This window comes from Endozoicomonas sp., assembly GCF_051008435.1.
Lineage (GTDB): Bacteria > Pseudomonadota > Gammaproteobacteria > Pseudomonadales > Endozoicomonadaceae > Endozoicomonas_A.
Map to the genome: position 1 here is coordinate 1 of NZ_JBPCXO010000563.1, position 12,342 is coordinate 12,342.

A 12,342-nucleotide genomic window follows, 5' to 3' on the forward strand; every position below is an offset into this window, starting at 1 on the left:
AAACGTCTGAAGCTCATCCATTGAAAGTAAGAGTTGTTGAATAGACACAAAAAAAATCCGACTGAGGGTTCTCAGTCGGATTTTGGTAGCTGATCAGTTAATTTCAAACATTAAGTGAACAGCATTGAGGTTAAATAACCTGGCTTTTTTGTAGCGACCTAGAATATCAGTCGTTAGTCTGCCAAATTTTCTTATCCTTTTTGCGCAGATCAAATGCTTCGGGTTCAAACAGGGTGGATGGATCATCCGGCAGCATATCCGGTGCTTTCTTGTTGTGCTGAATTACTTTCAACTTGGTATAGCGATCTTTGGTCGCCTTGGCCAGTGTTTCAGAGTTTCTCATGATGGTCGGTCTGATAAACAACATGAGATTTCGTTTCTGGCTTTTGTCCTGTTCATATCGGAACAGGTTTCCAATGATAGGGATGTCACCCAGTAGAGGGACTTTCTTCTTGGTCTGGGTCTTGATGTTTTCAATCAGGCCACCAATAACAATGGTTTGGCCATCATCCACAAGAACGGTGGTTTTCAGTGTTCTGTTATTGAAGATGAGGTCGCCATTATTCAGCAGGGATTCCGATGTGCTTACATCCAGAGAAGAAACTTCCTGCTCCAGTTCCAGTCTGATGCCATTACCCTCACTGAGGTGGGGAGTGATCTTGAGCTTGATACCGACATCCTTTCGATCAGTGGTGGTGAACGGGTTATTGCTGCCACCACCGGCTGAAGTTTGATAGGAGCCGGTCTTGATAGGAATGTTCTGACCTACCAGGAATTCAGCTTCCTGGTTATCCAGAGTCAGCATACTGGGAGTAGAGAGTATGTCGTTATTGGATTTGGCACTCAGTGCAGAGACCAGTACACCAAAATTGTCGCCTCTCAGGGCCAGGGAGCCCAGTGTAATCGCCGAATTATCCAGAATATGACCGGTTATACTGCTTTTAGTCCCTGAAACGGTGGTTGTTGATTTACCATCGGACCCGCTCGTAGTGGACTCTCCACGAATCGTCTTTTTACCGTCAATACCCCACTGAACACCCAAAGCATCATCAATGCCGCCTGAAACTTCCACGATCACAGCTTCCAGAAGAACCTGAGATCTCGGAATATCAAGCTGACGTACGATATGTTCCATTTCTGCCAGAGTGTCCGGATCAGCAATCATGATCAGAGCATTCTGGGTCTCATCGGCTTTAACAAAAACATTGGGTGCTGATTTGGCACTCTTGCTCTTACCGGAAGGCTGCCCTTTGGTTTGAACCTTGGGAGAAGAGGGCTGCTGGGGAACAGCTTGTTGTGCGGAAGCGGAAGACTTGGATTTCTTTTCCTGACTGTCCTGAATGGTTGAGGACGCTTCTGCAAGGATGTCTGCGATGTTCTTGGCATCACCGTAGCTGAGGAAGATAACCTTGGTGTTGGACTTGCGAATTCCTTCCTTATCCAGAGTTTCTACCAGCTTTCTGACTCTTTGACGCTTACTGGCGTTGCCCTTGATAACCAGACGGTTGCTGCGTTCATCGGCGATGACCTGCAGTCCGCTGGGCAGTTGCCCTTTACCAGTTACCAGTGTGTCCTGGATGATCTTGGAGACATCACCCACCCAGGCGTGCTTGAGTTGAAGCACTTCGTAATCGTTATTGCCGGTTTCATCCAGTTCTCTGACCAGCTTGGTAATACGGTCGACGTTGTCTGCAAGGTCACTGACAATGACGGCATTACTGGATGCTGAAGCGGCTGCGTGCCCGTATTGAGCGATCAAAGGACGAATGATTGGAATCAGTTCAATGGCTGAAACGCTGTGCAGTTCTATGACTCGAGTGGTCATTACAGCATCACGAGGTTTCTTGTTATCGCTGGGTGAGCTGGTTTTTGCCGTGGTACTGGGCACTATGTTAATGATGTTGCCTTTGGGGATCACGGCATAGCCATTAGCGGAAAGGACTTCCAGGAACACGTCGTAAACTTCGTCGCTGCTCAGTGGCTTGGAAGAAATGACCGTAACGGTGTTTCCGCCCTTGATTCTGGGGTCGATGACAAAAGTTTCACCAGTGATTTTGGCAATCTGCTCAATGAACTCCCGGATGTCAGCATTCTTGTGGTTCAGAGACCACTTCTTATCCTTCGCTGATTCAGCTTTCAAGGCCTCAGAAGGGGATTTTGTTGCTGGGTTGGCAGCTGGATTTGTTGGAACAGGTGCTGCAGAAACGCTGCTCTGAAGGCTTAGGGTAAGCAATGCAGCAAGCAGAGGTCTGAAGGCCATGGATACAAATGGACAGTCTTTAGTTTTCATCACTTAACCATATGAAGAGGTTTTAATTCTTGTATCAAATCCCTTGATTCGCCTGCTGAAGCTTGTCTCTTAACTCCTGCATGCGCTGTTCAAGTGATTTTCCATCCGGCTCCTGAGTATAGCCGGGGCGTTCTGTTTTTTTATCCATAGCATCTGCGGGGCTTTTGAATTCCTGTAAAGCCCTGTCATCTTTACCAGCATCCGGAAAATAAAGGGTTTCAAGCTGGCCATTGCGACTTAAAATTACATGGTCCGAATGTACTTCCCTCAGTATTGCACCGCCGGGAAGTGTATCTCCGATGGCATAAAGCTTGTCCTGATTGCTGCCTTGGATAATAGCACTTGAATTTTTGTTCTTCTGACCACGTTCACCAACGGCGCCTCTGAGTACCAGGTTCAATCTTGTTTTAGGAATATCGGCGGTTTGCTTGGCGACTTCAGGCTGATGATTGGCTCCAAACAGTAATTCGAAATCCCTGGGAGTCAGAACTTCTTCTGAAGGCTGGACCTGAGACACCTGTTCAGAATTATCAAGAGCATCATCTTTTAGCAGTGATTCATAAAAGGAAAAAGACTGAATGCCTAATGAGACAATCATGGCGATTGTCAGAAGGCTGGTCAGTACAATGCGGTTTTTTCGATGGCCCCATTTTAAATAGGTGGCCATGACCTCTGAATTCATAGTGTTCTCTATTTAATGTTCACTTGATTAGGGAAGGCATGCTGGGTCATGGACTATTCTTAATCTAAATAAAGCATAAGAGTGCTACTTTTAAAAGCTGACGCTCTAACCAAAAACAGTTTCCAATTAATTGCAGGTAATCAGGAATTTCTGTTCGAGCATAAAGTTTGGGTTGTGTTTGAGCCATTTTTAAAATTCAGTTGTAAATTTCGGATATTGGATCACACTTCCTGTGATGTGCTTGAAGAATAATTCAATTTCCAGGGCTTTGAGTAAAAAAATACCTGATTGATTCTAGCCGTCATCAATCAACCCTAATTAAGAAGTTCTGGAATTATTAATTATCCAAGGAGTTAGTCTTGACTGACACAGCTGCCCTTCCAGATGATCCGGAATCCCAAAATCAGGGAATGATGCTGCAGCGTCTGCCATTTACCTTTGCTAAACGGCATGGAGTGGTACTGGTTTGGGAGCAGGAACAGCCCGTGCTCTATTTTCGTTCAGTGCCCTCTGCGGATATTTTCTCTGAAGTCACCCGAATTACCTGTCAGTCCCCCATTTATCGCAAGGTGGATACAGACAAACTCTCTGAAGTTCTATCCGAGTGTTATCACAATGACAGTTCTGAAGCCTTGCAGAATGCTGCCGGGATCAGTGACGATCTTGATCTGAGCAGCCTCGCTGAAGCGGTACCGGTCACAGAAGATCTACTTGAGCAGAGTGATGATGCTCCTGTTATTCGTCTGATCAACGCGTTGTTAACGGAAGCCATCAAGGAAGGCGCTTCAGACGTCCATATTGAAACCTTTGAAAGTAATCTGGTTGTCAGGGTCAGGGTCGATGGCGTTCTCAGGGAAATTCTCAGCCTCCAGCGAACATTGGCGGCACTGCTGGTTTCGAGAATCAAGGTTATGGCCCGGCTGGACATTGCTGAAAAGCGTGTTCCTCAGGATGGCCGTATCTCCCTGAAAGTTGCTGGTAAAGAGGTGGATGTAAGGGTCTCCACGCTTCCATCCAGCAATGGTGAGCGTGTAGTACTGCGTCTTCTCGATAAGGCAGCTGGGCGTCTTGAGCTCAAGCATCTGGGGATGGACAGTCAGGATCTTCTGGGAGTATCCAGTTTGCTGGCCAAACCTTATGGCATCATTCTGGTAACCGGGCCAACGGGTTCCGGTAAAACCACGTCACTTTATGCCTGTCTCACTTCATTGAATGACAAATGTCGAAACATTCTCACCGTAGAAGATCCTATTGAATACAACCTTCAAGGTATTGGCCAGACTCAGGTGAATACCAAGGTGGATATGACTTTTGCCAGAGGGTTGAGAGCCATTCTTCGTCAGGATCCTGATGTGGTCATGGTGGGTGAGATCCGTGATACCGAAACAGCAGAAATTGCCGTTCAGGCCAGCTTAACGGGTCACCTTGTACTTTCAACTCTGCACACCAATACGGCCATTGGTGCATTAACCCGTTTGCAGGACATGGGAATAGAGCCTTTCCTGCTGTCATCCAGTCTGTTGGGCGTGATTGCGCAGCGCCTGGTAAGAATGCTCTGCGACCAATGCAAACAGCCGTACCAGCCCGATGAAGCGGAATGCCGGGAGCTCGGTGTAGAGATGGCTAATGCTCCCAATCTCTATCATGCAAAAGGCTGCAAAGAGTGTAACCACAGTGGATACCGAGGCCGGACAGGTATCTATGAAGTGGTCATGGTCGATGAACAGATTAGAAGGATGATTCATGCTGGCGAGGGAGAGCAGGCGATTACTGACTATGTCAGAAAGAGCTCTACTGGCATAAGGGAAGATGGCGCTAAGAAGGTACTGGCTGGTCTGACAACACTGGAAGAAGTGCTCAGGGTGACCCAGAAAGATTAATCCGTATCGGAGGCGGATAACCGCACGACATGGCTGCATATGAATACATAGCCCTCGACCAGCAGGGCAAACAGCACAAGGGAACTCTGGAAGCCGACAGTAACCGGCATGTCCGGCAAATGCTTCGTGACAGGGAGTGGACACCCTTGTCGGTCAGTCCGGTATCGGAACAGAAAAAAAACAATTCCAGCGGAGTATCGACGCTATTTCAACGGGGTGTTTCGGCCGTTGAACTGGCCACGCTGACCCGCCAGCTGGCAACCCTTATTCAAGCTGCAATGCCTGTTGAAGAAGCGCTGTATGGCGTCGCCTCTCAACAGGAAAAGCGCAGACTGAAAAATATGTTGTTGGCGATACGCTCTCGGGTTTTGGAAGGTTACACCCTGGCTCAGAGTCTTGAAGATTTTCCCCATATTTTCCCCCAGATGTTCCGGGCCACCGTATCGGCCGGTGAGCATGCGGGTTATCTGGACAAAGTGTTAAACAGGCTGGCGGACTATACCGAAGCCCGGATGAAGTCCACCCAGAAAATTCAGCAGGCATTGTTGTACCCGCTCATTCTGTTGGTGGCTGCCCTCGGGATTGTTAGCTTCCTGTTGGGTTATGTGGTGCCGGATGTTGTGAAGGTTTTTGTCGATACCGGCCAGGATTTGCCCGGTATTACCGTAGCACTGATTGCTGCCAGTGAAGGCTTTCAATCGTATTGGCCTTTTATTTTCAGCATTATTTTCTTTGGCATTGTGGCTTTTAAACAGGCTCTTAAAAAACCTGCCATTCGAATGTCCTGGGACCGATTCTTTTTACGTCTGCCGATTCTGGGTCGATTCAGCAAAACGCTGAGTGCCGCTAGGTTTGCCAGCACGTTGAGCATACTGACGCGAAGCGGTGTTTCTCTGGTAGAAGCATTGGTTATTGCGTCTCAGGTCATTGATAACCGGGCAATTTGTGACTCAGTGAAAGATGTTGCCCGCAGGGTTAGTGAAGGTTCGAGTTTGAATCGAGCCTTAGCGGAAACCGGTTATTTTCCGCCTTTGATGCTTCATATGATCGGCAGTGGTGAATCAACGGGTGAGCTGGACGAAATGCTGGACAGGACTGCCCAGAACCAGCAGATGGAATTAGACGGGAGAGTGTCTCTGCTGCTCGGACTTTTTGAACCTTTAATGCTGGTCGTTATGGGGGGCGTGGTCATGGTGATCGTCCTTGCGATTCTGCTGCCCATTTTGAATATGAACCAGCTGTTGAACTGAACGCAGCGAATGCCACCAGGTCCTGGTGGTGTTTGTACAGATAGAAACAGGACGTACAGGACAGGGTCTGCAGGTGAACGGGCAGATTTCTCTGGAGGTGGCGGCAGTGGATCCACTTCTTCGGTACGGAATCCATTGATGAGGTCGTGAAAATGATGACAAGACAGGTACAAAAAGGTTTTACCCTTATTGAGATCATGGTGGTAGTCGTGATTCTGGGGATACTGGCTGCCATGGTAGCGCCAAAAATTCTCAGCCGTCCTGATCAGGCCAAGGTGACAGTGGCTCGATCCGATATTGAAACGATCTCCCAGGCGTTGGAGCTTTTCAGGCTCGACAATGGTTTTTACCCTTCCACGGACCAGGGGCTCGAAGCGCTGGTCAAGAAGCCCACAATTACCCCTGAACCCAGAAGCTGGAACCCTGAAGGTTATTTGAAAAAGGCTCCGGTTGATCCCTGGGGAAATGCTTACATTTACCTTCAGCCCGGAAATCATGGCAAATACGATCTCTATTCTCAGGGAGCTGATGGGCGTGAAGGCGGAGAAGGCCTTGATGCAGATATCACTAACTGGGAAGAGTCGTGAGTTTAACCAGGTTATCTGATCAAACGTTTCAAAGCGACAGGGATTCAATGAACACTCTGATGTCGGAAGGCAGCAAGCCGGATAGCAAACAAAACCAGGGCTTCACTCTGGTTGAGTTGCTGGTTGTCATCCTGATTATCGGGATTTTGCTAGGTATCACGCTTCTCAGTCCGATCACTGGTAACGTGCAGAAAACTGTGCAGGAGCAGGCTGCAAGGTTACAGGTGTTGTTCTCACAGGTAAGGGACAAGGCTCTGCTAGACAATGCCGAATATGGCTTTTCCATTGATGAAAACGGCCGTTATCACTGGTGGGTATTACCGCTTGAAAGCACTGAGTGGGTAGCCATTACGGAGACACCGTTTCAACCTTATAAGTTGCCTGACAGTCTGAATGTTTATCTGAATACCGCTGAAGGTGATCTTCCTTATCTTGAACCCAGAGATGAGGGCCCCAGGGTGGTGTTTTATTCGGATTATCAGGTAACCCCTTTTTCTCTTTATGTCGTTCCCAATGAAAACAAGAAGCAGAGGGTGGTGCTGAAAACTGATGGCTTGTCCGATGTCGAAGTCGTCCGCTAGTTCTAATGGCTTCACCCTCATTGAGGTGATGGTAGCTCTGGTTGTATTTGCTGTGGCTGCTTCCATGTTGATGCTGGTGGACGGTAACAGTATTCGCCTAACCCGATATATGCAGGAAAAGGTGTTGGCTGCACAGGTTTCCGATCAATACCTGAGTCGGCTTCAGGCAGAAAAAAACTGGCCTGACAAGGGTATCAGAGGAAAGGTTGAGAATTATGCCGGATATTACTGGTATGTGCGCCAAACCGTCAGGGATACCAGTGAGCGAGACTTCAGGAAGATCGTTGTGGATGTTTTTGTCGGTAATCAAAAGCCGGGTGATGATGATATCCCGATGTTTTCTCTGGACTCCTATCTGAGGAAACCCAAGAAATGAGGGGGAGCAAAGGGTTCACGCTACTTGAGCTGATGATTGCCATTATGCTCTTTGCCATGATCAGTACGGCAGCCTACAAGCTGTTTGATTCTGTCAGCCGGGCTCAACTGGTGACCGACGGGATACTGGACAGATTGGATGAGATTCAGCGGGCCCAGCTGATTCTGGAAAAAGATCTGTTCCAGATGGCTGCGCGACCAGTGAGAGATGAGTTTGGTGACAGCCAGCCGGCTGTTAAGTCACCCAGTCGTGATGGTTTTGCACTGGAATTTACCCGATCTGGCTGGCGCAACCCTCTGCAGGAACTGAGGAGTAATCTTCAACGGGTGGCCTATGACCTGGAAGAGGGTGAGCTGGTCCGTTACTACTGGCTAACACTGGATCGGGCACCAGACCCTGTTCAGATCCGGCAAGTCATCCTCAGCAATGTGCAGGGATTGAAATTGCGCTTTATGGACGAGAAAAAGCGCTGGAGCAGCAGCTGGCCACCGGCGAAGCAATCCCAGGGGCCCAAACCTGCTGGAGAGACCAAGAAAGCTGAAGACCCGGTGATGCCTCGTGCCATAGAGCTGACCTTGCAGCATGCGAGTTTTGGAACTCTGGTGACCATTTTACCGGGGACGGATTACAAGCCCTCCGATGCACAGAAGAAACCGGATCAGCAGCAGGCACCTACCGAGAAGTCGGATGAGGAAGAGGGTGACGATGATGAGGGTGAGCAATGAGATCAGTTAACAAGCAACAAGGCATTGCCCTGATCTATGTGCTGCTGATTTTCGCCATGATCACGTTGATGGCTTCTCAGATGGTCACCAGCCTCTGGCTTCATACTGAAAAGAATACCCGTTATCTGGAGCGCATTCAGGCCAGGCACCTAGCCCTGGGTGCTGAACAGTATGTTGCTTTGCTCCTTGAGCAGGATGCGGAAGATGACAAAAAGAAGAAAAAGGTCATGGATCATGAAAGTGAGCGCTGGAATGTTCAGGAAGTGGGATACGCAGTGGATCAAGGTGAGATCGAGCTGGTGATTGTCGATGAAACCAGCCGGTTTAATCTGAACGGGCTTGCTGCAGAAGCACTGGATGGCAAGACGTTCGATGGCATGTTCCAGAAAATGCTGCAGAACCTGGGTTTGGATGTACAAATTGCTTCAGCCATCAAAGACTGGATCGACACTGATCAGGAGCCCACTGAAGCTGGAGCAGAAGATAATAATTATTTGGTGATGGACCCTCCCAGACGAACAGCGGATGCACCTCTGGTCTCACTCTCCGAGTTAAGATTAATTCAGGGTATTGGCAGTTTTGAGTTTGAACTGTTGGCACCTCTGGTGACAGCTTTACCCAATAGTACCAAGATCAATGTCAACACAGCGCTGCCAGAAGTGATGCGTTCCCTCTCTGATAAACTCACAGAAGGGGATGTAGCGGCTATTATTGATGCTCGGAGTGCAGAAGGGTTCGCCAAAATGGAAGAGCTGGCCAAGTTACCAGCCCTGAAAGATAAAACCGCTGCTCTTAATGAAGTGCCTTTGGATGTTGCCAGTAAATATTTCACTGCTTATATCAAGGCAACGTATCGAGATACGACATTCTATTTAAGAACCCTTTTGTATCGTAATGCAGAAGGGCAGGTTCAAAACGCCGGTCGTGAGATTGGACCCAACGATTATTGGGTAAGTGCCAAGAAGGAATCCTGAGGTCTAATAATGAAAAATATCCTGTTGATTCGGATACCACCACCGGTTTCCCGGATTGAGCCAGACACCCGTGTTCAGTGGGGGGCTTTTGCCGGGAATGGGCAGCTCTCGGGAGATATTCATATCTCGGAGCTGGGGCAGGTCAAAAAAGACTGGATCCAGTTTATAGTCCAGCAGCCCGATGACAAAAAAGCGTTGGATGAAACTGCTCTGGAAGATGAAATGCCAGACCAGGTGGTTGTGCTTCTGCCAGGAACTCTGGTTATGCACAAGCAGCTGTCTATAAACAGCGGCCAGCGAAAGCACCTGTCTACCGCACTGCCTTTTATGATTGAAGAGGAACTGGCGGACGATATTGAGTCGATGCATCTGGCCAGCTATCTCCATCGGAAAAGTGATCAGGTATCAGTGTCTGCGGCTCCTCATGAGCAGATGCAGTCTTTATTAGCTTGTCTTGATGGTCAGGGTATTTCAGCTCAACAAGTGATGGCAGAGATTCAGTTTTTGTCTGCAGTGCCTCGGGAATTGAATCTCCTGCTTGAAAATGATTCAGCTATTCTTTCGGCCCCGACCAAATCCAGCGTCTGTCTGGATTATGAAGCATTGAAGTTTGTCTTGAGTCATTGGGGAGAAAAGGCCTGTGATGACATTCTGCAGACGGATGCTGATCCCTCTTTAGAAGAATCAACCGCTCTTGTTAATGCCAGAATGAAGTTTGCTGGTGGACTGGCGCCCTTAGCCACAGACAAGAAAGAACAGGTCAAACAGTGGTTGGACGAAAATGGCTGGCTGGTAGAAGAAGAATCATTGACCGGGAGTGTCTTTGAATATCTGGCAGAACTTTATTTTGCTTCCAGACGACCTGCAGAGCTGGTAGACCTTCGTCATGGTCCATACCAATGTCCTAAAAGAGCCAGTCGAAAACTCCGACGCTGGAAGCCTCTTGCCCTGGTGGCTTCTGTCTGGCTATTACTTGAGCTGGGATTGAAAGTTGGGGAAGGGGTTCTGTTGCATCAGAAAGCACAAGATTACTGGCAGGATGCCGCAGCATTGTATCTTGAGGTCTTTCCACAGGATCAGCAGGTTCTGGAAGCAAAGAACAATGCGACTGGCAATATGAACCTCAAGAGCCGTATGGAAAGTCGTTTGAAAAATGCGGGACAAAAAACGGGGGGAGAACCTTTCTTACCTCTGTTGCAGCAGGTCTCTGCCGTATCGTCCTCATTACCCGATCTTAAGCTGAGACCCGTCAGTATGGATTTCAACGAGACCTCAGGCAAGCTGATACTTGAGCTAAAAGCGGACAACCTTGAAGGGGTCGACAAGCTACTCGCCGCAGTGAAATCTTCTGGGTTGAGTGCACGTCTGGACAGTGCCAATCAGGAAAAAACGGGTGTGAATGCCCGAATGACTATAGGCAGGTGAAGCAGATGAAACTGACCAATCTACTCGAGAGAAGTCCGCTTTGGCTCCAACTTCAGGCGAAGTATGAGTTGATGCCAGAGAAGGATCGAAAAGCACTTCATCTTCTGGTGGCCTTCCTGTTGCTGGCAGCCGTTTATCTTTTTGTCTGGGAGCCTGTTACCGCCTGGAATGAAAGGCAGCAGGAAGAGTTTTCTCACCAGCAGTCCAACCATGAATGGATTGCCGATAATATTGATCAGGCAAAAATGGCACAAAAGAAACAGAAATCTTCAGGTGCCAAGAAAGATCTGTCTTCTGTTGTGTCAGGCAGTGCCAGGCAGGCCGAGCTGACATTAAGCCGTGTTCAACCGGACCGAAAAGGGTTAGGCGTCTGGATCGAAGATGCAGCTTATCAGAAATTACTGGCCTGGATGGTTGCTTTGGATACTCGCTATGAAGTAACCATTCAACAGGTCAAGATCGACCGAGGGAAAGAAGAAGGTCGTGTGAAAGTTTATATGCACCTTGCGAACTAACCTTTCTATTGGAGTGTTCATACAAAGAGCACTCTTGTCCTCATATAAGCGACAATAGTTCGAGGAAGGTTGGATCCTTCCTCCCGAATTATACAGTGGTGATACAGAGCCATGATCTGATATTTGTAATGAAGACATTCATTAAGACACTGCTCTGAGAATGAAGGAATAGAAAAATCCAAAGAAAGAGTACCAAAGTTCTACTTTTGCCGCGTTTTTCCTCTTGACACTTCCCTCTGATCTACATAATATTCGCCTCACTTCAGCGCAACACAACGCGCAGAGAAGTCGGGTGATTAGCTCAGCTGGGAGAGCATCTGCTTTACACGCAGAGGGTCGGCGGTTCGATCCCGTCATCACCCACCAATTTCTCGAAAGAGAATGCGTGACCGCACATTTGCTTACTATAAGCAGTGTGTGAAAAATGCAGCGGACCGGTAGTTCAGTTGGTTAGAATGCCGGCCTGTCACGCCGGAGGTCGCGGGTTCGAGTCCCGTCCGGTCCGCCATATACCAAAAACCCTGTAGACAGTCGTCTACAGGGTTTTTCTCGTTTTGCACTACGTATAAAGGGTTTTTGCCTTTTTTCCTGGTTTGGAAAAACAGTGCCTTTTCACACCTTCCTTCCTACTCCTCTCGTTTTTTCTCTTTTCTCAGGTTTTCTGGAGGAACTGAGGTACTACTTCCTCCACTTTGGTTTTCCTTTTTAAAACAGTACGTTGGTTTATTTTTAGGGTTGGAGTTCATTGTCCTGTTTTTAGTGGATAAATTGGTTAGCGGCCGGTACTGTTGGCGAACGATATATGTAGCTTCTGATTCGAAAAAATAAAAGGTAGCGCAATGCCCAGAAGGATGACTCAGACCAAGGCAGGTACGCATCAGGCGTTAAAGAACACGTCTTATGAAAGTATGGTTGTCAGCTGGTTAATGCAGTAGGACTTACGCATTGACAGCGTGTTCCGAAATTTGATAATTGACCCAAATGATTGTTTATCAGGGATGAAAGTGAGAAGTACTACTCGCCCGACTACCGCACGATGCACCCTTTCACAATACAT

General features: G+C 48.1%; 11 protein-coding genes and 2 tRNA genes. 11 read left to right on the forward strand and 2 right to left on the reverse strand.

The genetic code is table 11. The features are described 5' to 3' along the window. Window positions 1-166: 166 nt before the first annotated feature. Both gspD and ACR2PX_RS28940 read right to left on the reverse strand, forming a co-directional pair. Complete coding sequence (gene gspD, locus ACR2PX_RS28935) at window positions 167-2,290, reverse strand: type II secretion system secretin GspD (protein WP_434002820.1); 2,124 nt, start codon at window positions 2,288-2,290, stop codon at window positions 167-169. A gap of 34 nt (window positions 2,291-2,324) precedes the next feature. Beyond that, window positions 2,325-2,972: a type II secretion system protein N gene (locus ACR2PX_RS28940; protein ID WP_434002821.1), complete on the reverse strand. Its 648-nt coding sequence runs from the start codon at window positions 2,970-2,972 to the stop codon at window positions 2,325-2,327. A gap of 413 nt (window positions 2,973-3,385) precedes the next feature. Between ACR2PX_RS28940 and gspE the strand changes: the two genes are divergently transcribed. The 11 genes from gspE (at window position 3,386) to ACR2PX_RS28995 (ending at window position 11,793) form a co-directional block, all read left to right on the forward strand. Then, window positions 3,386-4,852 carry a type II secretion system ATPase GspE gene (gene gspE / locus ACR2PX_RS28945; protein WP_434002830.1) on the forward strand — a complete coding sequence of 489 codons (1,467 nt, stop codon included), beginning with the start codon at window positions 3,386-3,388 and terminating at the stop codon, window positions 4,850-4,852. A gap of 29 nt (window positions 4,853-4,881) precedes the next feature. Then, window positions 4,882-6,102, forward strand: coding sequence for a type II secretion system inner membrane protein GspF (gspF, locus tag ACR2PX_RS28950; RefSeq protein ID WP_434002822.1), 1,221 nt, complete (start codon window positions 4,882-4,884; stop codon window positions 6,100-6,102). Window positions 6,103-6,254: 152 nt separating this feature from the next. Then, on the forward strand, window positions 6,255-6,689 hold the full coding sequence (gspG, locus tag ACR2PX_RS28955; RefSeq protein WP_434002823.1) for a type II secretion system major pseudopilin GspG: 435 nt from the start codon (window positions 6,255-6,257) through the stop codon (window positions 6,687-6,689). After that, window positions 6,686-7,270, forward strand: a complete 585-nt coding sequence (locus ACR2PX_RS28960) for a prepilin-type N-terminal cleavage/methylation domain-containing protein (protein WP_434002824.1) — start codon at window positions 6,686-6,688, stop codon at window positions 7,268-7,270. The genes gspG and ACR2PX_RS28960 overlap by 4 nt, the downstream gene beginning before the upstream one ends. Further along, window positions 7,251-7,646, forward strand: coding sequence for a type II secretion system minor pseudopilin GspI (gene gspI, locus ACR2PX_RS28965; RefSeq protein ID WP_434002825.1), 396 nt, complete (start codon window positions 7,251-7,253; stop codon window positions 7,644-7,646). Before ACR2PX_RS28960 ends, gspI begins: the two co-directional genes overlap by 20 nt. After that, window positions 7,643-8,371 (forward strand): type II secretion system minor pseudopilin GspJ, encoded by a 729-nt coding sequence (gspJ, locus tag ACR2PX_RS28970; protein ID WP_434002826.1) that lies wholly within the window; start codon window positions 7,643-7,645, stop codon window positions 8,369-8,371. The genes gspI and gspJ overlap by 4 nt, the downstream gene beginning before the upstream one ends. Continuing rightward, the gene (gene gspK / locus ACR2PX_RS28975; RefSeq protein ID WP_434002827.1) at window positions 8,368-9,345 is read left to right on the forward strand and encodes a type II secretion system minor pseudopilin GspK; all 978 of its coding nucleotides are present in this window, start codon (window positions 8,368-8,370) and stop codon (window positions 9,343-9,345) included. The genes gspJ and gspK overlap by 4 nt, the downstream gene beginning before the upstream one ends. Before the next feature lie 9 nt (window positions 9,346-9,354). After that, complete coding sequence (gspL, locus tag ACR2PX_RS28980) at window positions 9,355-10,770, forward strand: type II secretion system protein GspL (RefSeq protein WP_434002828.1); 1,416 nt, start codon at window positions 9,355-9,357, stop codon at window positions 10,768-10,770. Window positions 10,771-10,775: 5 nt separating this feature from the next. After that, on the forward strand, window positions 10,776-11,285 hold the full coding sequence (gspM, locus tag ACR2PX_RS28985; protein ID WP_434002829.1) for a type II secretion system protein GspM: 510 nt from the start codon (window positions 10,776-10,778) through the stop codon (window positions 11,283-11,285). A 290-nt stretch (window positions 11,286-11,575) separates the two neighbouring features. After that, window positions 11,576-11,651, forward strand: a tRNA-Val gene (locus ACR2PX_RS28990). 65 nt (window positions 11,652-11,716) lie between these two features. Further along, window positions 11,717-11,793, forward strand: a tRNA-Asp gene (locus ACR2PX_RS28995). Window positions 11,794-12,342 lie beyond the last annotated feature (549 nt).